We start from the raw sequence: 22,441 nt of genomic DNA on the forward strand, positions 1-22,441 counted from the left end.
TTCATCTCCTCGAAACCGACGGTGTGATGTGCGTCACCGGGTGACTGTGGCACAGTGTTTGCAACGTTGCAAGCAATCGAGGGAGACAACGTGAGAGCCACTGCCCACGACGGCACCCACCCACGCCCGCTGCTGTGCCGCGAGCACTGGACGAGCCTCGACGGCACCTGGGAGTTCGCCTCCGACCCCACCGACCGGGGCCTCGCCGAGCGCTGGTTCGAGCGCGGCGAGCCGCTGCCCGAACGCATCGAGGTGCCGTTCCCGCCGGAGTCGCCGGCCTCCGGCCTCGGACGTACGCAGTTCCAGCACGTCGTCTGGTATCGGCGCGGCCTCGACGTCGACGCCATCGCCCCCGACGGCCTCGACGGGCGCCGCCTCCTGGTGCGCTTCGGCGCCGTCGACCACCGCGCCCAGGTCTGGTGCGACGGCCGGCTCGTCACCACCCACGAGGGCGGCCAGACACCCTTCACCGCCGACCTGACCGACACCCTCGCCGCAGAGAGCGACCACGTCATCGTCGTGCGCGCCGAGGACGACCCCGTGGTGCCCGACCAGCCGCGCGGCAAGCAGGACTGGCGCGAGCGCCAGCACGACATCTGGTATGACCGCACCACCGGGATCTGGCAGTCGGTCTGGGCCGAGTGCGTGCCCGAGACCTACATCGACGACGTCTCCTGGACCCCCGACCCGACCACGGGCATCAGCGGAGAGATCACCCTCTCGCGAGCGCCGCGGGAGCAGGCGGTCGTCGAGATCGGCGTGCGGCTCGGCGAGGAGCTGCTCGCCGAGCAGTCGACGCTGGTCAAGGCCGGCGTGGTCGGTGTCGAGATCCCCATCGACGCCCTGCGCAACGCCCAGGACCGCGGCCGGCTGCTGTGGTCACCCGAACACCCGAACCTGGTCGACATCGAGGTGCGCCTGCGTGACCGCGCCACCGGCGACGAGCTCGACGCGGTCTCGAGCTACACCGGCCTGCGCAGCGTCGGGGTCGACCACGGCGTCTTCCGGCTCAACGACCACCCCTGCTTCGTGCGGTCCGTGCTCAACCAGGGCTTCCGGCCGCAGACCCACCTCGCCGCCCGCGACACCGAGGAGATGCGCCGCGAGGTCGAGATCATCAAGGAGCTCGGGTTCAACAGCGTACGGATCCATCAGAAGTGCGAGGACCCGCGCTGGCTCTACTGGGCCGACCGGCTCGGGCTGATGGTGTGGGGCGAGGCGGCCAACGCCTACGCCTACTCCCCCGCCGCGGTCTCCGCGTTCATCCCGGAGTGGACCGAGATCGTGCGCCGCTACCGCTCGCACCCCAGCCTGGTCACCTGGGTGCCGCTCAACGAGAGCTGGGGCGTGAGCGACATCGCCGCGAGCCCGGCGCAGCGCAGCTACAGCCGAGCGCTCGCCGAGCTCACCCGGGCGCTCGACCCGAGCCGGCCGGTGCTCTCCAACGAGGGCTGGGAGCACGTGGACAGCGACATCCTCGGCCTCCACGACTACAGCTCTCCCGAGGAGATGGGAGCGCGCTACGTCGACCGGGACGCCCTCGACGACGTCGTGCTCCGCGCCCGCACGCCCCACGGCCGACGCCCGTTGCTCAGCGATGCCCAGGAAGGGGGCTATCTCGCCGGTGAGACCCCGGTGATGGTCACCGAGTTCGGTGGGGTCTCGCTGGCGCGCGAAGGCGACGAAGCCGACTCGTGGGGCTACTCCAGCGTGACCTCCGAGGAGGCGTACGCCGAGGCGGTGCGGGCCCAGTTCGACGCGCTGCGGGCGAGCTCGGAGCTGTCCGGAGTGTGCTACACACAGCTCATGGACACCGGGTTGGAGACCAACGGCCTGCTCTACGCCGACGGCATGCCGAAGCTTGCCGCGGAGACGATCCGCGAGATCGTGACCGGCGAGCCGAGCAGGCCGGACCAGCGGTGAACGACCGGACGCCCGCGAAGGCGGTCACGCTTCGCGACGTGGCCGCCCATGCGGGCGTCTCCCCGCGCACCGTCTCCAACGTGGTCAACGGCTTCGCCCACGTCTCCCCCGCGATGCGTACGAAGGTGCAGGCCTCGATCGAGGCGCTGCGCTACCGCCCCAACCTGCTCGCCCGGAGCCTGAGACAGGGGCGCACCGGGCACATCCTGCTGCTCGTGCCCGACCTGACCGTCGCCTACTTCGCCGAGCTCGCCCACGAGGTCGTCGAGCGCGCCGGCGAGCTCGGCACCACCGTCATGGTCGACGAGACCGGCGGCGACGCCGGCCGGGAGCGCGCGATGCTCGACGACGCTGCCGAGTCGAGCTGGGTCGACGGGGTCCTGCTCAGCTCGCTCGGGCTCGGCAGCACCGATCTGGACGGCATGGACCTGGCCGGGATGAGCACCCGGATGCCGGTCGTGCTCCTCGGCGAGCGCACCGCCAGCTCATCGCTCGACCATGTCGGGATCGACAACGTCGCGGCCGCCCACGCGGCGACCACCCACCTGATCGAGTGCGGGCGCACCCGCGTGGTGGCCCTCGGCGGCAACGGCGGTCCGATCGACGCGACCTCCCAGCTGCGTCTGGACGGCTTCAACCGCGCGATGACCGCGGCCGGCCTCCCCGTCGCAGGCAGACATGTCGGCACACCCGACTACTCCCGGGAGAGCGCCCGCGCCGTCGTCACCGACCTGATGGACGGCCCCGAGCCGCCCGACGCACTGTTCTGCTTCTCCGACGACCTGGCCTGCGGCGCGCTGCGAGCGCTGTACGACCTCGGCATCCGCGTGCCCACCGACGTCGCCGTCGCCGGCTTCGACGACGCCGGCGTCTCGGCCTATCTCACCCCCGGCCTGACCAGCATCCGCCAGGACCGCACCGCCATCGCCCGCAGCGCCCTCGAGATGCTCTACGAACGTAAGTCCGGACACGAGCTGCCGCCGCGCGACGTGACGGTCTCCTACGAGCTCGTGGTGCGCGAGAGCACGAACGGCGCAGCTGTAACACGTCGTTCGTAGGACTATCCGGTCGCTCTGATGGGGCGACCAGTCCTACGAACGACGTGATACAGCTCGCGCACGCCCACCGCCACTGCCACCGGCCCCGACCGCATGTGACATTTCAGAACGGAATTTGACACATCCGCACATCTTTGGACTCTTGACAGGCTATTCTGCGCGTAGTTGTGTCCCAGGTCACATCTCGCGTCGGCTCCGTTGCCTCTCGATTCGCGGCAATCCACTGGTCGGCCAACGAGTCTCAATGAGGAGCCATCATGACGATCAATCTCCGGACCAGGTTCGTGGCGGCCGGCGCGGTGCTCGCGCTCGCCGGCACCCTCGGTGCGTGCGGGAAGAGCGAGGAAGCCCCGAGCGCGGCCTCCGGCGGGGGCAAGGCCGCGGCCCAGGAGGTGGCCGATCGGAACGGCGGCGACTGCACTCCTGACGCCTATGGCGCGAAGGAGATGGACCTCAGCGGCGCGACCGTCGGGTTCTCCCAGTCGGAGAAGGAGGCCAACCCGTTCCGCATCGCCGAGACCGAGTCGATGAAGGCGGAGGCTAAGAAGCGCGGGATCACGCTCGAGACCACCAATGCCAACTCCCAGCTGCCCAAGCAGATCGCCGACATCAAGACCTTGCTCACCAAGGGCGTCGACGTGCTGATCGTGGCCCCGCTGAACTCCTCCGGCCTCGAGCCGGCCCTCGACGCGGCCGCCAAGAAGGGCGTGCCGGTGATCACCGTCGACCGCAAGCTCGAGACCGGCTTCTGCAAGAACTGGGTCTCCTTCATCGGCTCCGACTTCGTCGAGCAGGGTCACCGCGCCGCGAAGATCCTCGCCGAGTCCACCGGCGGCAAGGGCAAGGTCGCGATCCTGCTCGGCGCCTCCGGCAACAACGTGACCACCGACCGCACCAAGGGGTTCGTCGACGAGATCGAGGCGAGCTCTCCCGACCTGGAGATCGTCGCCCAGCAGACCGGCGAGTTCGCCCGCGACAAGGGCCAGCAGGTCACCGAGCAGCTGCTCCAGTCCAATCCCGACCTCACCGCGATCTACGCCGAGAACGACGAGATGGCGCTCGGCGCGCTGACCGCCATCCAGGACGCGGGCAAGGAGCCCGGCAAGGACGTCCAGGTCGTCTCGGTCGACGGCACCCGCAACGCGGTGCAGGAGATCGTCAACGGCCGGATGAACGGCGTCGTCGAGTCCAACCCGCGCTTCGGCCCGCTCGCCTTCCAGGCCGCCGAGGACTTCCTGTCGGGCAAGACGCTGAAGGAGAACATCGTGATCAGCGACAGCCAGTACGACGAGTCAAACGCCAAGGCCGACGTCGGCTCCGCCTACTGACCGAGCAGTCACCAGCACAGATGACCACGACAGTGGCGAACGGCGACGAGTCCGCTCCGGCGGCCGACCACGGGTCGGCCGCCGGTCTCGCGGCGAGGTCCCGAGACGACGCACCGGCCCTCGAGGTGCTCGGTGTCAGCAAGTCGTTCGCGGGCGTGCAGGCGCTCGACGACGTCACCTTCCGGGCGCGGGCCGGCAGCGTACACGCCCTGGTGGGAGAGAACGGTGCGGGAAAGTCCACGCTGATCAAGGTCTTCACCGGCGTGCACGCACCCGACTCCGGGCAGGTGCGGCTCCTCGGCGCACCGGTCTCCTTCGCCGCACCGCTCGAGGCCCAGCGCGCCGGCATCAGCACCATCTACCAGGAGGTCAACCTGGTGCCGCTGATGAGCGTCGGGCAGAACCTCTACCTCGGCCGCGAGCCCAAGCGATTCGGTCTCGTCGACCGGCGCAGGATGTACGCCGATGCCCGCCGCCTCCTCGCCGAGCACGGTGTCGACATCGACCCGACCCGCCCGCTGCGTACGCTCGGTCTCGGCCTTCAGCAGATCGTCGCCGTCGTGCGTGCGGTCAGTGTGGACGCCTCGGTCGTGGTCATGGACGAGCCGACCTCGTCGCTCGAGCCGCGCGAGGTCGACCAGCTGCTCGACCTGGTCGCCTCGCTGCGCGACCGGGGCGTGGCCGTGGTCTACGTCAGCCACAAGATGGACGAGATCTTCCGGATCTGCGACGAGGTCACCGTGCTGCGCGACGGCCGCGTCGCCCACACCGGCCCCGTGGCCGGTCTGACCCGCGGCCGGCTCGTGGAGCACATGCTCGGACGTCAGGCCGAGGAGCTTCAGCGGCTGCGGGAGAAGGCGGCCGACCAGGCAGCCGACGCCGACCCGATCCTCGAGGTGCTCGACCTGTCCCGGCGTGCTCAGCTCGCCGGGGTGAGCTTCGAGGCCCGGCCCGGTGAGGTGGTCGGCCTGGGCGGGCTGCTCGGCAGCGGTCGCACCGAGACCCTGCGCGCCGTCTTCGGCGACCTCGCGGTCGACGGCGGCAGCGTCACCGTCGCCGGCAGGCCGATGGGCCGGCACACCACCGGTGCCTCGGTCCGCACCGGTATCGCCCTGCTCCCCGAGGACCGTAAGGCGGAGGGGATCGTGCCGGGCCTGTCCATCCGCGACAACATCGCGCTCGCCGCGCTCCCCCGGCTCAGCCGGCTCGGGCTCGTCTCGGAGCGGCGCATCGACTCCGTCGTACGCACCTTCATGGACCGTCTCAAGATCAAGGCCTCCGGCCCCGACCAGCGAGTCGGCGACCTCTCCGGCGGCAACCAGCAGAAGGTGGTGCTGGCTCGCTGGCTGTGCACGGAGCCGCGCGTGCTGCTGCTCGACGAACCAACCCGCGGCATCGACGTCGGCGCGAAGACCGAGGTGCAGGCGCTCGTCGCCGATCTCGCCCAGCAGGGCCTGGCGATCGTGCTGGTCTCCTCCGAGATGGAGGAGCTCGTCGGCGGGTCCAGCCGGATCGTCGTGCTCCAGAGCGGCCGCTCCACCGAGGAGCTCGTCGGCGAGCGGGTCGCCGAAGGCTCGCTCATGGACGCACTCGCCTCGGACCGACCAGACGTACGACCAGACCAAGACGGTGATCCGGCATGAGCATCGCTTCCACCACCGCACTCCGCATGCGCACCGACTGGCGTGGCTGGCTGCGCGACAACGGCGTCTACATGGCGATCGTGCTCGTGCTCGTCTACAACGCCTTCGGCACGGCCGGCTTCATCACGGTCGACAACTTCCGCACCCAGCTGATCCAGGCGGCGCCGATCATCGTCGTCGCGCTCGGGATGGCGCTCGTCATCGGCACCGAGGGCATCGATCTCTCGGTGGGCGCGGTAATGGCTCTGGCCGCGGCGATGATCCCGCTCTGGCTCGGCTACGGACCGGTGGTCGCCATCCTCGTGGCTCTCCTCGGCGGACTCGTCGCGGGCCTCGTCAACGGCACCCTGGTCGCGGTCGTCGGAGTGCAGCCGATCGTGGCGACCCTGGCCCTCTTCGTCGGTGGACGCGGCGTCGCGCTGCTGCTGGCCGACGGGCAGCTCAAGGCCGTCCACAACCCGGCCTTCATCGGGATCGGTACCAACTCGCTGCTCGGCATCCCCTACGTCGTGATCATCGCCGCCGTGGCCGCGCTGGTCGTGCTCTTCCTGGTGCGCAGGACTGTCTACGGCCGGCGCCTGGTCGCGATCGGCGGCAACCGGCGCGCCGCCGAGCTCTCCGGCCTGCCGGTGCGGCGCGTGCTGCTGACGACGTACGTCCTGTGTGCCCTGCTGGCCACGGTCGCCGGCGTCATGGCGACCGCGCGGCTGCGCGCCGGCGACCCGTCGAGCATGGGTCTGCTCTTCGAGCTCTACGCGATCACCGCCGTCGTGGTCGGTGGCACCCCGCTCTCGGGCGGGAAGGTGCGCATCCTCGGCACGATCGCGGGCGCGCTGCTGATGCAGCTGATCGATGCGACGCTGATCAAGCACAACATCGCCGACTCGTGGTCGCAGATGACGCAGGCCGTCATCATCCTGCTCGCCGTCTACCTCCAGCTCGGCCGCGGCCGTAGACCGGGCATGAGCCTGGGGAGCCTGCTGACAAGGAGTCCTCGATGACCGCCACGATCGCCGCGGAGCCCGTGCGCACGCGACACCTCGAGGACATCGCCGGCGTGCTGCAACGTCACGGGGCGCTGGCCGTCCTCGCGCTGCTCACGATCGTGGCGAGCATCGCGTTCCCGCGGTTCGGCAGCGTCGACAACCTCTCCAACATCGTCGTCGACCAGTCGTTCCTGGCGATCGTCGCCCTCGGGATGACGTTCGTGATCATCAGCGGCGGCATCGACCTCTCGGTCGGGTCGGTCTTCGCGCTCGGGGGCGTCGTGGCGGCGTGGGGCTCGCAGCACGGGCTGGTGGTCGCGCTGGTCGCACCGCTGGCGCTGTGCGGCGCGATCGGCCTGCTCAACGGCCTGCTCGTGGCACGTCTGCGGATGGCGCCGTTCATCGTCACGCTCGCCTCGCTGCTCGGTGCGCGCGGGCTGCTGCTGGCGCTGAGCAACGAGGGTCAGACGACCTACCAGGTGCCCGAGGGCAGCCTCTTCCGCCAGCTCGGGCGCGACCTGGCCGGGCTCAACGTCTCGGTGTGGATCGCGATCGTGCTGGTCATCGTGCTCGGCGTCGTGCTCACCCGCACCACCTTCGGCCACACCGTCTTCGCCGTCGGTGGCAGCGAGGACGCCGCCTCGCTGATGGGGCTCCATGTCGTCCGCACCAAGACCGCCGTCTACGTGCTCAGCGGGCTGCTGGCCGGTCTCGCGGGCGCGCTCAACGCGGCCTGGGTCTCCTCGGGTGTCACCATCCTGGGCGCCGGGATGGAGCTCGACACGATCGCCGCGGTCGTCATCGGCGGCACCCTGCTCGTGGGCGGCGCCGGATCCGTGGTCGGCTCCGCCGCCGGCGTGCTCCTGCTCGGCGTGATCCAGAACGTGATCAACCAGGTTGGGTCGCTGAACTCCTCGGTCCAGGCCGTCGTCAGCGGCGCGTTCCTCGCCGCCGTCGTCGTTCTCCAGACCGTGCTCAGCCGCACCCGGCGGCTGTGAGCTAGGAGGCGTCTGCCCGGGCGACGTCGGCGACGATCAGCTCCTCGGCCGACTCCTCGAGGATCGATCGGGCCTCGGTGGGGATGCCGGAGTCGGTGACGATCACGTCGGCGTCAGCCAGCGGAGCGATGCTGCTGAGCCCGATGGTGGACCACTTGGTGTGGTCGGCGAGCACCACGAGGCGGCGGCCGGCAGCGACGAACGCGCGGTTGGTCTCCGCCTCGAGCAGGTTGGGTGTGGTGAACCCGGCGCGGACGTCCATGCCGTGCACGCCCAGGAAGACCAGGTCGAGATGGAGGGACTGCAACGAGGCCACCGCGATCGGCCCCACGAGCGCGTCCGACGGCGTACGCACCCCACCGGTGAGGATGACGCTGGTGCCGCGCTTTCCCAGCTGCTCGGCGATGTGCATCGAGTTGGTCACCACGGTCAGGTCGAGCGAGGCCGGGAGCGCGCCGGCGAGGGTCCAGGTGGTGGTGCCCGCGGAGAGGCCGATCGCGGAGCCCGGGGTGATCAGCTCGAGCGCCTGCTCGGCGATCGCGCGCTTCTCCTCGACCTGGCGCACGCCCTTGGCCTCGAAGCCGGGCTCGTCGGTGCTCGGCCGGCCCTTGACCGTCGCCCCGCCGTGCACCTTGTCGATGCGTCCCTGCGCGGCGAGCGCGTCGAGGTCGCGTCTGATGGTCATGTCCGAGACGTCGAGGAGAGTCGCGAGCTCGGCCACCCGGGCGGCACCGCGCCGCTCGATCGCCTCGATGATCCTGCCCTGTCGCTCGGCCGCCAACATGTCCTGACCATCTCACTTCCACAGCAGGGCGCCGCGTACGACACCGGGAGTTGTGGTCAAGGTTCGCATCATCACCGATTCGTGTCTATATCTGTTCATTTCGTGCTCGACTCTGTTGACACTCGTTGGTTCTTGTGTGTGAAATAGATCACTCGCCTGGGCTCGGTCACCCGTCTTTCGGGGCGCCGGGCCGAGCCCGGGACGGGGAGTGCGGATCCCCTCCCGCGCGCTCGTCGAGAAAGGCTCAGCCAGTGACAACGAAGTCTCCTCGTCCCGCCGCGGTCAGACCGCGGCCGGCACTCCGCACTCTGCCGCTCAGCATCCTCACCGCAGTCGCCCTGGTCGCGACGATGGTCGTCGCCTTCGGCAGCCGCGCCGAGGCCGATGACGGCTCCCAGGCCGCCGGCCTGTCGATGACCACCCCGTGGACCGACGACGTCTCCCCCGACAACGCACTGCCCGACTACCCCCGCCCCCAGCTGACCAGGTCCGCATGGCGCAGCCTGAACGGCACCTGGGAGTTCGCCGGTGCCGCGGCCGACGAGCAGCCTCCCTTCGGGCAGACGCTCGACGAGGAGATCCTGGTCCCCTACCCCGTCGAGTCGTCCCTCTCCGGCATCGGCCGTCGTGAGGACCGGATGTGGTACCGACGTACGTTCGAGGCGCCGCGGTCGTGGCACATCGGGCCCGAGAGCAGGCTCGTGCTCAACTTCGGGGCCATCGACTACGACTCCACCGTCTACGTCAACGGCGTCGAGGTGGCCACCCACCGCGGCGGCTACGACAAGTTCTCCGCCGATGTCACCGACGCTCTGCGCGGCAACGGCCCGCAGGAGATCCTGGTCGGTGTCACCGACCTCGGCGACCAGACCTGGCAGCCCCTGGGCAAGCAGCGCAACGTGCCCGACCGCGGCATCTTCTACGAAGGCGCCTCGGGCATCTGGCAGACCGTCTGGATGGAGCCGGTCTCCGCCCGCGGCCACGTGCAGAGCCTGCGTACGACGCCCGACATCGACTCCTCCACGCTCGCCCTCACCGTCGACGCCGCCGATGCCGACGGCGCGAGCGTCGAGGCGGTGGTCAAGGCCGGCAAGAAGACCGTGTCGGTCACCCGCGGCACGGCCGGAGCAAAGCTCACCGTGCCGGTGCCGAAGGCACGGCTGTGGTCACCCGACGACCCCTACCTCTACCAGCTCCAGGTCACCCTCAAGCGCGGAGGCAAGGTGGTCGACACCGTCGGCTCCTACTTCGGCATGCGCGAGATCGGCACGAAGAAGGGAGCCGACGGGAAGCTCCGGATCACGCTCAACAAGAAGATCACCTTCTTGATGTCCACGCTCGACCAGGGCTACTGGCCCGACGGCATCTACACCGCACCGACCGACGAGGCGCTGCGCTGGGACATCTCCGAGACCAAGAAGCTCGGTTTCAACACGATCCGCAAGCACATCAAGGTCGAGCCCGACCGGTGGTACTACGCGGCCGACCAGCTGGGGATGCTCGTGTGGCAGGACATGCCCGCGATGAAGACCGGCGGCACTCCCCCGCCCGAGGCGCAGGAACAGTTCAAGCTGGAGCTGGAGACGATGGTCGACCAGCACGACTCGTGGACCTCGATCATCGGCTGGGTGCCGTTCAACGAGGGCTGGGGCGAGTGGGACCGCACCGAGACCGGCGAGATCGCCGACCAGGTCAAGGCCCAGGACCCCAGCCGCCTGGTCAACGCCCACAGCGGGGTGAACTGCTGCGACTCCCACGGCGACAGCGGGCGCGGCGACGTGATCGACTGGCACGCCTACACCGGGCCGGCGCAGAACATGCCCACCGACGACCGCGTCGCCATCGACGGCGAGCACGGCGGCTACGGCCTGGAGGTCGAGGACCACATGTGGTTCGGCGAGGGTCACGCCTATCAGATGGCGGCGACCAAGGAGGAGCTCACCAGCCTCTACGTCGAGAACCAGGAGGCCGTGCTCGACTCGGCCCAACGCTGCGGCATCAGCAGTGCCATCTACACCCAGACCACCGATGTCGAGCACGAGGTCAACGGCTTCTACACCTATGACCGCCAGGTCAAGAAGATGGACTTCGCCCAGGTGCGCGCGGTGAACCAGTCGATCATCGACGGCGCCGACGGCTCCGGCACCCCGCCCGGCGAGGTCGACCCCGGCACCCCGGGCCTCGACGGCGTGCACGCCTACCCGTTCTCCGAGGGCAGCGGCACCACCACCGCCGACGCGGTCGGTGACGCGGACGCGACGCTGACCGAGACCGAGTGGGCGCCCGGCGTCGACGGGAACGCGCTCTCCTTCGCCGGCGCCGGAGAGGCCGACACCGGCGACACGCTGATCAAGACCGACGGCAGCTACAGCGTCTCGGCATGGGTGAAGCTCGACGAGGCCGGCGACTCGTTCCAGACCGCGGTCAGCCAGGACACCGGTCGCGACAGCGCTTTCTTCCTGCAGTACAGCGGCGCCGACCAGCGGTGGTCGATGAGCTTCAGCGGCGTTCGGGCCCTGTCCTCCGAGAAGCCCGAGCCCGGTCGCTGGTATCACCTCACCGGCGTCCGCGACGCGGCCACCGGAAGCCTGGCGCTCTACGTCGACGGGCACAAGCAGGGCGAGCAGCAGGTCTGCACGGCGCCGGCCACGACCGGCCACACCGTGGTCGGACGCGGCCAGTTCGGCGGCAACCTCGTCGACTACCTGCGTGGCGACATCGACGAGGTGCGCGTCTTCGACCGGGCACTCTCCGCGGAGGAGGTCGCACAGCTCGCGGGGCAGTAACCGTCGCAGCTGTAACACGTCGTTCGTAGGTCTATCCGGTCGTTCTGATAGGGCGACCAGTCCTACGAACGACGTGTTACAGCTCGCCGCGAGCCCACTGGGACCGATTCGGGATTCCTGAAAGACTCTGCCAGTGACCATCCTCATCAGCGCCGACGAGCTCGCCACCGCACTCGACTCCGACCACCCACCGGTGCTCCTGGACGTACGCTGGCAGCTCGGTGGCCCGCCAGGACACGAGTCCTACCTCGAGGGTCACATCCCCGGCGCGGTCTACGTCGATCTCGACACCGAGCTCGCCGGCCATGGTGAGCCCACCGGCGGCCGCCACCCGCTCCCGACGCTCGAGGCCCTGCAGACCGCGGCCCGGCGCTGGGGGATCCACGAGGGTGACACCGTCATCGCCTACGACGCGGTGGGCGACACCGCCGCTGCCCGCGCGTGGTGGCTGCTGCGCTGGGCAGGCATCGGCGACGTACGCCTCCTCGACGGTGCTCTCGGCGCCTGGACCGAGGCGGGGCACCCGCTGGCCACCGACGACGTCGTGCCGACGCCGGGCTCCGTGAGCCTCACGCCCGGACACCTCACCGTGCTCCCCTTCGAGCAGGTCGCGGCCTACGACGGCGTGCTGCTCGACGCTCGCGCAGCCGAGCGCTACCGGGCCGAGGTGGAGCCCGTCGACCCGAAGGCCGGCCACATCCCCGGTGCGACCTCCGCACCCACCAGTGACAACCTGCGCCCCGACGGAAGGTTCCTGCCCGCCGAGGAGCTCCGCGCTCGCTTCACCGCCCTCGGCGTCGAAGCAGACTCCCCCGTCGCCACCTACTGCGGCTCCGGCGTCACCGCTGCCCACCAGATCGCCGCCCTGGCGATCGCCGGCCACGACGCCGCGCTCTTTCCGGGCTCATGGAGCCAGTGGAGCAACCACGACCTCCCGGTCGCGACCGGCGAACAGACCTAGAAGGCCCTTGACCTCAAGTTCACTTCATCTTCAAGCATGGTCGCACTACAGCGAGAGATGGAGTCGGACCATGACAGAGAAGATCGACCGCCCCGCGGTCACCGTGATCGGGCTGGGAAACATGGGCTCAGCGGTCGCACGAGCGTTCCTCGAGCGCGGCTATCGCACCACGGTCTGGAACAGGACGGCCGACAAGGCCGACGCGCTCGTCGAGGTCGGAGCCGAGGTGTCGACGACCGCGGCGAAGGCGGTGGCGGCGAGTCCGCTGACGGTCATCAGTCTCCTGGACAACACCGCGGTCGAGGCGGTGCTCGACTCCGTCGGCGACGCCGCCGCGGGCAGCACCCTGATCAGCCTGACCAGCGGCTCCCCCGCGCAGGCACGGGCCAACGAGTCGTGGGCGATCGCCCACGGCGCGACGTACCTGGACGGCAAGGTCATGGGCGACCCGCCCGACGTCGGCACGCCCAAGATGTCGCTGGCCTTCAGCGGCGGGCGCGATGCGTTCGACACCGCCGATCCGACGCTCCGCGAGCTCGGCTCCGTCGTCTACCACGGGCCCGACGCGGGATCGGCCGCGGTCGAGTTCAACGCCCAGGTCGCGATGGGCTACGAGTTCCTGATCGGCTTCCTGCACACGCTCGGCCTGGTCGAGAGCGAAGGCATGGACGTGGAGGCGTTCACCGAACGACTCGCCGGCTCACTGGCCGGTTACGCAGGGCTGCTGAAGATGATGGCCGGTGCGATCAAGAGCGGCGCGTACGGCCCGGACCTGGGCTCGCTCGACGTACAGGCGGCACTCATGGACGACCTGATCAGCCATCGGGAGTCGGCAGGCACCGAGACCGTACGCATGCGGGAGGTCAAGGCGCTCATGGACCGCCGGATCGCCCAGGGTCACGGTGACCAGGGCTTCTCCAGCATGTATGAGTTGCTGCGCCACTAGATGTGATGCCCAGCCAGGTTGTTCAATCTGGTGATGGGTGCGGCTTTCCCGATTGCTGAGTGGGGCCGGTGGTGGTTGTACTGGTGGACCCATCCTGGCAGGGCGGCGAGTCGGGCGGATTCGGAGTTGTAGAACTTCTTGAATGCCCATCCCTCGGCCAGGGTGCGGTGGAAGCGTTCGATCTTCCCGTTGGTCTGTGGCCGGTAGGGCCTGGTCTTCTTCGGCGTGATGCCTAGATCTGCGCAGGTTTCGCGCCATAGGTGGGACTTGTAGCAGCTGCCGTTGTCGCTGATGACACGCTGGACGGTGACGCCGCGGGCGGCGAACCAGGCGACCGCGTTCTTGAGGACCGCGACAGCGGTTTGGCTGGTCTCGTCGTCGTGGGCTTCGACGTAGGCCACGCGGGAGTGGTCGTCGATCACGGTGTGTAGGTAGCAGGTTCCGATCAGTGGTTGACGGTGTTTGTTCTTGGGTCCACCGGTGCGTTTGGCTGTTGTGGAGCGGTTCTTGTCGCCCTGCTGTTTGCCGAGGTAGCGCCAGCCGCCGCCGTCGGGGATCTTGCCGAGCTTCTTGACGTCGACGTGGATCAGGTCGCCGGGCTTGTCGTGTTCGTAGCGGCGGATCGGCTCACCGGTGGCCCGGTCGATGTGGGCGAGACGGTTGATCCGACACCGCACGAGCACGGCGTGCACGGTCGAGGAAGCCATGTTGAGCCTGTCGGCGATCTGGACCGGCCCGAGGCGTTGTTTCCACCGCAGATGCACGATCTTGCGCACGACCGGAGCCGGGGTCAGGTTGGGTTGATGGTGCGGCGCTGAGGACCGGTCGAGCATCCCAGCCGGACCTTCGTAGCGGTAACGCTCGGCCCACTTCTTCGCGGTACGCCACGAGACGTCATAACGCTCAGCAGCGCGGGCCGGCGGCCAGCCGTGTTCAACGACGAGACGCGCAAGCCTGAGCCGGGCGCGAGGGGTCAGGGCAGCGTTGGCATGGGTAGCGTGGGACACGAAGGCCTCTCCTGGTGGCGGAACTGGTTCCTAGACAGCTCCACTCCACACCGGGGAGGCCTTCGTCCATCTACACCTCAGACCGTGTCGTCACAGGAACTCGACCAACGTGCCTGGGCATCACAACTAGACCTGCGCGGCGACCTCGGCCTCCGAGCGAAGCACGCAGAGCTGGTTGCCCTCGGGGTCGGCGAAGATCACCCACCCGGTGCCGGGGCCGTACTTGCCGCGGTGATCGGCCACCTGGGTCGCGCCGAGACCGAGGAGCCGCTCGACCTCCTCGTCGCGCGTGCCGCTGCGCGGACGCAGGTCGAGGTGGATCCGCTTGGCCGGCAGCTCTGCGTCGGGCACCTCGATGAACAGCAGCCGGTGGCCGGTCTCGGGGTCGAGGATCATGCACTCCTCGTGGCCCGGCAGGTTGGGGTCGCCCTCGACATCGACATAGCCGAGCAGAGCCTTCCACCACTCCGAGAGCGCGTAGGCGTCGTGGCAGTCGATGGTCGTGTGCGAGACGAAGAGGGTCATCCCCACATCGAAGCCGGTGGCCGCACTCTCGTCCAGCGAGTTTGCGGCCACCGGACGTTTTGTCAGGCCGGCTCGGCGACCTTGTCCTCCATGAACCGCGGGAGCAGGTCGATGGCGATGGGCGCGGCGGCCTCGATCTTGGCCTGGTCGACGCCACAGATGCGCAGGCACGAAGCGGCGATCGCCCACGCCTCCGAGCACGGGATCCTACGGTTCGGGTTCTCGGTGCGCATGTTGATCACGGCCTCGACCATCTGGATGAGCAGGTCGCCGAGCTGCTTGAAGCTGATCGCCGAGCGCACCGTCTTCGAGGCGACCTCGCCCGCCAGACGCGCGTAGTGCTCGGAGAGCTCGTCGTGCTCGGTGCGGAACTCGTCGTAGACCTCGCACTTGGCCACGTCGGGCAGCTGGTAGAGCATGCCCACGTTGTGCGGCACGTCTGCCAGGGTGCGTACGTCGACGAGCACCAGCAGGTAGAGAGCCGTCTCGTAGTCGAGCGGCGGCACCTGGGCGAGGATCTCGTGCACCTTGTCGGTGGTCGGACGCACCGACCGCCGGAGGAGCTCGGCGAGGATCTCGTCCTTGCCCGCGAAGTGGTAATAGAGCGACGCCTGCCTGATGCCGACCATGTCGGCGATCTCTCGAGTCGACGTCGCGGCGAAGCCCTGGGAGACGAACAGCCGCGAGGCGGCGTCCAGGATCTGATCGCGTGGAGAGGTCGTGCTCGAGTCGGGAACATGCCTAGGGCGGCCGGGCCGAGAGCGCCTAGTTGTCATGTGACCCATCTAACCCCCATTCAGACTTTCAAGGAAGACTTGAAAGGACCTAATCCTCTACAACTTCTGAGCCTTATGGCCCATTCGACATAGTGACATTGGGCTACCTGATGCGCACGTGCGTCACAGTGCGTTTGCACCGGTTGACTGCGCTGGATACGCCCCCATGACGATCTGCCGTCACCATCAGTAACGACGGTGTAGATGACGAGTCACGCATCTGTGGATTTTTCGTACGAACCTGTCTGGATCCGCACCAGACGGCAACTCTCTAGAGTCGTGGTGTGAGCACACGACAGATCAGCGCCCGCCGCGACACCGACCGCACCGGTCAGCTCGGCACCGCGCTGCGCCACTTCATGCACCTGGAGTCCACCAGCGCGGCGCTGCTCGTCGTGGCATCGCTGTTGGCCCTCGCCTGGGCCAACTCACCGTGGTCGCACGGCTACGAACACCTGTGGGAGACGTTGGTCTCGGTCGACTTCGGCACCGTCGGGCTCTCGATGAGCCTGCACCACTGGGTCAACGACGGCCTCATGGTCGTCTTCTTCTTCGTCGTCGGCCTGGAGGTACGCCGCGAGCTGGCCGTCGGCGAGCTCACCGACCGCCGCCGGATGGTGGTGCCGCTGATCGCCGGGGCCGGAGGGCTGATCGCACCCGCGCTGATCTACCTGGCGCTCAACTCCTCGGGCGAGGCCGCCCGTGGCTGGGGCATCGTGATCGGCACCGACACCGCCTTCCTCCTCGGCATGCTCGCGCTCGTCGGCCCCGCGGTCTCCACCCAGCTGCGCATCTTCCTGCTCACCCTGACCGTCATCGACGACATCGTCGCCGTCAGCGTCATCGGCGTGGCCTACACCGACCACCTCGAGATCGCACCCCTGGTCGTCGCCGGCCTCGCCCTGGCCGGGATCTTCGTGCTCGACCGGCTCGAGGTGTGGCGGGCCGGGCCGTATGTCCTGCTCGTCCTCGTCGCCTGGGTGGCAACGCTCGGGGCCGGGCTGCACGCCTCGATCGCGGGGATGCTGGGCGGGCTGCTGGTGCCGGCGGCCGAGCCGACCCGCGCACAGATGGAGGTCGCGACCTCGCGGTTCCGGGCATTCCGGCAGTCGCCGCTGCCCACGCTGCAGCGTGAGACCCGCGACGAGCTGACCCGCACCATCTCGGTCAACGAGCGGCTCCAGGAGACGCTGCACGTGCCGACGAGCTATCTCATCGTGCCCGTCTTCGCGCTCGCCAACGCCGGGGTCGACCTTCGCAACGGCGTGCTCGGCGAGGCGCTGAGCTCACCGGTGACCTGGGGCGTCGTCGCCGGCCTCGTGCTGGGCAAGACGCTCGGGATCGGCGGCGGCGCGTTCCTGGCCACCCGGATGCGGATCGGGCGGCTGCCACAGGGCGTCGGCGGCGGTCACGTGCTCGGCGGGGCGGCGCTGTCGGGCATCGGCTTCACGGTCGCGCTGCTGATCACCACGCTCGCCTTCGACTCCGAGACGCTGCAGCGCGACGCGATCGTCGGCGTGCTCATCTCCGTCGTCGTCGCCTCGGCGCTCGGCTGGGTGATCTTCCAGGTCGCCGCCCGCTACCTGGGCCAGCGCGACGCGGCCCTGCCGAAGGTGCTCTCGCCGCCCGTCGACGCGGCGCGCGACCACATCCACGGCGACGAGGACGCCGAGGTGACGCTGGTCGAATACCTCGACTACGAGTGCCCCTTCTGCGCCCGCGCCACCGGCACCGCCCACGAGGTCCGCGACTACTTCGGCCCCAGGATCCGCTACGTCGTACGCCACCTGCCTCTCCCCCAGCACCCCCATGCCGAGCTGGCGGCCGTCGCCGCCGAGGCCGCGGCGCGGCAGGGCCGGTTCTGGGAGATGCACGAGCATCTCTTCGCCCACCAGAACGAGCTCGAGCACCAGGACCTGGCCGGCTATGCCGACGACCTCGGGCTCGACGTCGAGCAGTTCCTGCGTGACATGGAGGATCCTGAGCTGGCCGAGCACGTCCGCGCCGACATGGACTCCGCCACCGCCAGCGGCGCCCGCGGCACGCCGACGTTCTTCGTCGGTTCCCACCGCCACGAGGGCCGTTACGACGCCCGCACCCTCATCGCGGCGCTCGAGCGGACCGCGACCGGGGAGACCGCGCGTCTCGGGATGCGCTCACGGCGCTGACCCGGGCGCCGCTCCCGTCCGGCTCCCTGCTCAGTCGTCGTCCTCGTAGGGGTCCTCGAAGATCCAGGGAAGAGTGGTGAACATCGGCTCACCCATCTCGTCCTCGTCGATCAGGATCCGGCGCAGCAGGTTCAGCGGGTAGAGCCCACGCTCGGGCTCGTCCTCGGGGAGGCTCACGCAGGGCGAGTCGAGCCCCGGCAGCGTATCGAGACCGAAGAGCGGCACCGGCCCGAGGATCGGGTCGGGCTGGTACTTCCAGGTCATCCCCGCGTGCCGGCAGAACACCTCGCCCAGATACCACAGCGCCCCCTGGAGGAAGGGGCTCGTCCTGGCCTCGCTGATCACGCCGGGGGCGTCCGCGAAGTCGCGTACGAGACGGTCGAGGGCGTCGAGGGAGCTCGGCGTGAGATCGAGCTCGTCGCCCGAGCCGGTGCTCCGGGCCCACGCCGGGTGGGCGGCCCGCCTCTCCTCCAGCCACGTCAGCAGGTCCGGGTGACGAGCGGGGTCGTCCGTCGGTGCGGTCACGCCCCCACCGTACTCAGGACAGGCACGGATTCGAGCCACCTCGAGGAAATGACGTTGCACGCCTCCCGCGCGGTTCCCTACGTTGTCTCGGCGCGCACGGAGCCATCACGGGGGCATCTCTGTGCGCACGCTCTCCCACCGGAGGCCCCCGGTCGAGGGACACACAGTGACAACGACACTGATTCCGCCGCGCACCATCCGGGCGCTGGCTCTTCTCATGGCCGTGCTCCTCTCAGCGAGCATGCTGCTGGTCGGGGTCTCGACCAGCGCCCAGGCCGCCAACGGCAACTACGCCAAGATCTCCAATGCCGGTCGCTGCGACCAGAAGCATCTGGGAAAGACGTATCCGAGGACGCCCAACAACTCCGGCGCACCCAGCGGCCGGCAGCACTGGACCAGGTCGGGGCCCGACGAGGAGTACTTCTTCAACAACTTCTTCAAGGCATTCGAAGCCGTGCCGACCCCGACCGCCGGTGACCTGGCGAACGTCGGCAGCAGCAAGGCCGACATCGAGAAGCACGACGCCGACTACCGGCGTACACAGGACCCGGAGGACATGCGCAAGGCGATCTACGCGCGCTACAACCGCTATCGCGAGACCGCCGGAACCGTGAAGGGCTTCGACAAGTGGGTCGCGCAGCACCTGATCCCGGCAGAGATCAGCCGGCAGAAGGGGCACACGTTCGAGCGGAAGACCGTCTTGGACTACAACCTCGTCGGCCCGGACTGGCTGTGCGAGGTCACCATCGAGATCTTCGACAAGGACGGCAGGAAGATCGCCTCGCGGCGCTATGACGCCTACAACCAGCGCACCGGCGACCTCGGGGAGATCAAGGCCGACGGCAAGCGCAAGCCGAACCAGCTGAAGAACGACCGGATCATCCTGCGCCACCGCGACAGCAAGCACGACTTCACCCGCTCCCGGCTGACGATGTTCGCGGGCGAGAAGCCCACCCGGGCAACCGTGCGCGACTACCAGGCCGAGAACCAGAAGCTCCGCACCGAGCGCAAGAGCGGCAACAACCCGGTCCGGATCGCCGAGCGGCGCGCGAGCGCGAAGGGCCTGTGGCCGCAGACGAAGTACACCAAGTCGTCGCCGGTCTTCAACCCACGGCCCGGCACCGGGACGTACGGGCCGATCAACTCGCTCGCCTCCCAGTCGGGCAAGAACCCTGCCCAGGCGCGTCAGATCCAGGCCGTCCACAACCAGATGAACACCCGCGGTGCCCTTGGGCGCGGCCCCGGCGGCGTCGACTTCTCCACGTTGGAGCTCCAGTACGTCGGCAACCCGGTCAAGGGCAAGAGCCTCGACTACTCCATGAAGGCCGACCTGGTGCCCGACGAGGACACCGAACCGGGCTACGGAGGCGAGGCGAAGCTCCAGCTGGCCTCGGATGCGCTGTTCACCTGGCTGGCGCTGGATCCCTCGAGCTTCTGGGTCAACCTGAACCCCGACGAGCCCGAGCGGATCATGGACAGCAGCTTCGCCAAGACCGACGCCGGCCGAGTGCTGCTGGAGGCCGACCTCCAGCTGAAGCACGACGTCTACGGCGCGATGGATCCCGAGACCGACCGAGGGCGCCAGTTCTGGAACTCCCTGGCCCGCCGCGACGGCGCCCCATGTCTCCACGGTATGCGGTCGTGGATCGAGCCCGAGCGTGCGCAGGTCCGCGAGCAGGACGGCGGCATCTACATCCTCGATGCTCCGCTCAAGGTGACCTCGGTGCCGCAGGACACGAACACCCCGGGCCCAGGAGGCGAGGGCTGCGACCTGACCCAGGTCGAGATCGACCACAACCAGCGGATGTACGACACGATGATCCAGCCCGAGGTGGTCCGCAGGATCAACGAGGACCCGCAGTACGCCGACCTGCGCCGGGTCTACACCTCGCGGGTGGCCGCGGAGTGGATCCGGGCGAAGGACGCCCAGAAGGCGACGGACTTCCGTCCGGTCATCAACAGTGGCGACGTCTCCCGCTGGCCGCTGCGTGGCGAGAACAAGGACTGGACCAAGACGTCTGTCTACGAGAAGTACGTCAAGATCTTCAAGGAAGGCGAGTATCGCTGGGAGATGGAGTTCGGCGGCGTCAACCTCACCTACGTGGTCGGTGGCGTCGACTTCTCCAGGTCGCCTAAGCGGAACGTCTCCCGGACCGAGTTCGTCGCCCAGCACAGCAGGCTGCCGCGTACGACCAAGGACTCCACCCGCACCCAGACCACGGCGCGCGACTCGGAGACGGCGTTCCTCGGAGGTAGCGGATATGCGGGCACCGAGCTCGAGGACCCGCCCCCGACGCCGACCCCCACACCCACGCCCACACCAACGCCCACACCCACACCTACGCCCACGACGGCGCCCGACCCGGACGGGACCGACTCAGCCGGACCGGCTCCGGTCGAGACGCCGTCCTCCACGCCGGGCTCCCCGGACACCTCGACCGAGGCCGGTGGCGGGAACCTTCCCGACACCGGAGCGGACATCCCCGTCGGCCTGCTCGTCGGTCTCGGGGTCGCGTTGCTGACGACCGGGACCTTCCTGGCCTGGTGGATGCGGGGCCGAGAGACCGCCGGCAGATAGTGCCGCGCCTCGCTGGAGCGTCACCGGACGCGCCAGCGAGGCCGTAGGGCTGGGAGGGCGCTCTCGGCGCGAGAGCCGCGCACGGCGACCCACGCCGCGAGCAGGACCGCGCCGAGCATGACCACGTTGTGGGCGTACTTCGGGCCCGGCGCGACGTCGCCGAGCAACGGGAAGTAGGTGAACGCCATCAGCCCCCGCACGCACAGGCACCCCGCGGCGACCGCAGCGGCGTGGCGCAAGGTCCACACCCGATGGCGGGACGCAAGCAGGATCGCGGCGCCGAACACCGCCATCGTCGTGACCGAGATGCCGACGCCCAGCCAGGTCGCGGGCACCAGATCGGGGATGACCGCGCAGACCAGTGCGACGGCGAAGACCACCCAGAGCGAGAGCTCGCGCGATCCGTGCGGGGTCTCGACCGTACGCCGGCGCCGACCGACGAGCGCGGCGACGAGCACTAGCACGCCGACCACCCCTGCCGACCCGATCAGCTGGGACGGGCTCCCCGACTGCGACTCCGGGTCGCTCACGATGAACAGCACGGCGACGATGTAGGCGACGGCGGCGAAGACGGTGCCGACCGGGCCCAGCCACGGCTTCCTCGCTCGGACGGGCACCCAGGCCTCGGCCAGCGCGACCGGTGCGCCGAAGCTGAAGATGATGTGCCCGACGATGAAGGAGTAGGCGTTGTAGCCGCTGAACCCCAGGGCCGAGATCAGCGTCGGCTCCCGGTTCGCTTCCCAACCCTCGTAGCCGTAGTAGTCGACGCTGAACAACGACTGGTCGATGAGTGCAGCCTCCGCCGTGCCGAGCGCGGCGAAGAGCAGCAGCATGCTCGGCCAGCCCCAGCCGAGACGACGCGCGAGCTCGCGAGCGAGCAGCGCCGGCGCCCCGTAGAGGGCCCCGAAGAAGACCAGCGCGAACGCGATCCCGCCCGGGTCGCCGGTGTTGTCGCCGTAGGCGGCCAGCAGCTCCGCCCCGATCGCGCTCAGCGCCAGCAGCCCCACGATCTGGAGCACGTGACTCCGGTCGCGGCGAGGCCGCTCGCTCACCGCCGCTGGGCTTCCGACCACCAACCGCCGGACCAGTGCGTACGCCGCCACGGCCAGCCCCACCGCCTGGACCCACCGGGCGACCGCCACCGGCACCCCACGCTCCCCGATCAGGTCAGGACCGAGCCCGGCCCCGACGGAGGCGACCACCACGACGGCGACCGCGAGCAGCCCCAGCACGGCACCGAGGCGGCGCTGCCACCACCAGATCACCGCTGCCGCGGCCAGCAGGACCGGGATGCCCGGGGAGAGCCGGGGCCCGCCATCAGCGGTCGGCGGGCCCACGACGCCGAGGCCGAGCAAGCCGAGGGTCGCGAGCAGCAGTCCTACCGGGGCCAACCGTTGCCAGCGCATCTGCTCAGGCTAGGAAAGCCCCGGCCGGGTCACATCGTGCTTC

17 protein-coding genes are annotated in these 22,441 nt (G+C 69.3%); 11 read left to right on the forward strand and 6 right to left on the reverse strand.

Features of this window, described 5'->3' with window-relative positions; translation table 11 throughout:
- The first annotated feature begins 90 nt into the window (after window positions 1-90).
- The 6 genes from FB381_RS14390 (at window position 91) to FB381_RS14415 (ending at window position 7,936) form a co-directional block, all read left to right on the forward strand.
- Window positions 91-1,923: a glycoside hydrolase family 2 protein gene (locus tag FB381_RS14390; RefSeq protein ID WP_141780916.1), complete on the forward strand. Its 1,833-nt coding sequence runs from the start codon at window positions 91-93 to the stop codon at window positions 1,921-1,923.
- Entirely contained in the window at window positions 1,920-2,981 is a 1,062-nt protein-coding gene (locus FB381_RS14395) for a LacI family DNA-binding transcriptional regulator (protein ID WP_211352437.1), read from the forward strand. The genes FB381_RS14390 and FB381_RS14395 overlap by 4 nt, the downstream gene beginning before the upstream one ends.
- Window positions 2,982-3,238: 257 nt before the next feature.
- Window positions 3,239-4,309: an ABC transporter substrate-binding protein gene (locus FB381_RS14400; protein ID WP_141780917.1), complete on the forward strand. Its 1,071-nt coding sequence runs from the start codon at window positions 3,239-3,241 to the stop codon at window positions 4,307-4,309.
- 20 nt (window positions 4,310-4,329) lie between these two features.
- Window positions 4,330-5,952, forward strand: coding sequence for a sugar ABC transporter ATP-binding protein (locus tag FB381_RS14405; RefSeq protein WP_141780918.1), 1,623 nt, complete (start codon window positions 4,330-4,332; stop codon window positions 5,950-5,952).
- Window positions 5,949-6,953 (forward strand): ABC transporter permease, encoded by a 1,005-nt coding sequence (locus FB381_RS14410; protein ID WP_141780919.1) that lies wholly within the window; start codon window positions 5,949-5,951, stop codon window positions 6,951-6,953. The genes FB381_RS14405 and FB381_RS14410 overlap by 4 nt, the downstream gene beginning before the upstream one ends.
- Window positions 6,950-7,936: an ABC transporter permease gene (locus FB381_RS14415; protein WP_141780920.1), complete on the forward strand. Its 987-nt coding sequence runs from the start codon at window positions 6,950-6,952 to the stop codon at window positions 7,934-7,936. Before FB381_RS14410 ends, FB381_RS14415 begins: the two co-directional genes overlap by 4 nt.
- A 1-nt stretch (window position 7,937) precedes the next feature.
- Here FB381_RS14415 and FB381_RS14420 read toward each other — a convergent pair whose 3' ends face one another.
- Complete coding sequence (locus FB381_RS14420) at window positions 7,938-8,720, reverse strand: DeoR/GlpR family DNA-binding transcription regulator (RefSeq protein WP_141780921.1); 783 nt, start codon at window positions 8,718-8,720, stop codon at window positions 7,938-7,940.
- Window positions 8,721-8,971: 251 nt separating this feature from the next.
- Here FB381_RS14420 and FB381_RS14425 point away from each other — a divergent pair, with 251 nt between their 5' ends.
- The 3 genes from FB381_RS14425 to FB381_RS14435 all read left to right on the forward strand — a co-directional run bounded on the left by FB381_RS14425 (window position 8,972) and on the right by FB381_RS14435 (window position 13,413).
- Window positions 8,972-11,506: a LamG-like jellyroll fold domain-containing protein gene (locus FB381_RS14425; protein WP_246088119.1), complete on the forward strand. Its 2,535-nt coding sequence runs from the start codon at window positions 8,972-8,974 to the stop codon at window positions 11,504-11,506.
- 133 nt (window positions 11,507-11,639) lie between these two features.
- Window positions 11,640-12,467: a sulfurtransferase gene (locus FB381_RS14430; RefSeq protein WP_141780922.1), complete on the forward strand. Its 828-nt coding sequence runs from the start codon at window positions 11,640-11,642 to the stop codon at window positions 12,465-12,467.
- A 70-nt stretch (window positions 12,468-12,537) separates the two neighbouring features.
- Window positions 12,538-13,413 (forward strand): NAD(P)-dependent oxidoreductase, encoded by an 876-nt coding sequence (locus FB381_RS14435; RefSeq protein ID WP_141780923.1) that lies wholly within the window; start codon window positions 12,538-12,540, stop codon window positions 13,411-13,413.
- Here FB381_RS14435 and FB381_RS14440 read toward each other — a convergent pair.
- The 3 genes from FB381_RS14440 to FB381_RS14450 all read right to left on the reverse strand — a co-directional run bounded on the left by FB381_RS14440 (window position 13,410) and on the right by FB381_RS14450 (window position 15,730).
- Window positions 13,410-14,420 carry an IS481 family transposase gene (locus tag FB381_RS14440; RefSeq protein WP_141780924.1) on the reverse strand — a complete coding sequence of 337 codons (1,011 nt, stop codon included), beginning with the start codon at window positions 14,418-14,420 and terminating at the stop codon, window positions 13,410-13,412. The genes FB381_RS14435 and FB381_RS14440 overlap by 4 nt on opposite strands.
- Window positions 14,421-14,546: 126 nt before the next feature.
- Window positions 14,547-14,945 (reverse strand): VOC family protein, encoded by a 399-nt coding sequence (locus FB381_RS14445; RefSeq protein ID WP_141780925.1) that lies wholly within the window; start codon window positions 14,943-14,945, stop codon window positions 14,547-14,549.
- Window positions 14,946-15,007: 62 nt separating this feature from the next.
- A complete protein-coding gene (locus FB381_RS14450) occupies window positions 15,008-15,730 on the reverse strand; it encodes a TetR/AcrR family transcriptional regulator (RefSeq protein WP_211352438.1) in 723 nt (240 codons plus the stop codon).
- Window positions 15,731-16,005: 275 nt separating this feature from the next.
- On the opposite strand from FB381_RS14450, the gene nhaA reads away from it, so the two are divergent.
- Window positions 16,006-17,889: a Na+/H+ antiporter NhaA gene (gene nhaA, locus FB381_RS14455; RefSeq protein ID WP_246088120.1), complete on the forward strand. Its 1,884-nt coding sequence runs from the start codon at window positions 16,006-16,008 to the stop codon at window positions 17,887-17,889.
- A 30-nt stretch (window positions 17,890-17,919) separates the two neighbouring features.
- Here the strand turns inward: nhaA and FB381_RS14460 are convergent, their stop codons facing one another.
- Window positions 17,920-18,414: a hypothetical protein gene (locus FB381_RS14460; protein ID WP_141780927.1), complete on the reverse strand. Its 495-nt coding sequence runs from the start codon at window positions 18,412-18,414 to the stop codon at window positions 17,920-17,922.
- 166 nt (window positions 18,415-18,580) lie between these two features.
- Between FB381_RS14460 and FB381_RS14465 the strand changes: the two genes are divergently transcribed.
- Complete coding sequence (locus FB381_RS14465) at window positions 18,581-20,992, forward strand: hypothetical protein (RefSeq protein WP_141780928.1); 2,412 nt, start codon at window positions 18,581-18,583, stop codon at window positions 20,990-20,992.
- 20 nt (window positions 20,993-21,012) lie between these two features.
- Here the strand turns inward: FB381_RS14465 and FB381_RS14470 are convergent, their stop codons facing one another.
- Complete coding sequence (locus FB381_RS14470) at window positions 21,013-22,398, reverse strand: hypothetical protein (RefSeq protein ID WP_141780929.1); 1,386 nt, start codon at window positions 22,396-22,398, stop codon at window positions 21,013-21,015.
- Window positions 22,399-22,441 lie beyond the last annotated feature (43 nt).

This window comes from Nocardioides albertanoniae (assembly GCF_006716315.1).
Taxonomy (GTDB): Bacteria; Actinomycetota; Actinomycetes; order Propionibacteriales; family Nocardioidaceae; genus Nocardioides; species Nocardioides albertanoniae.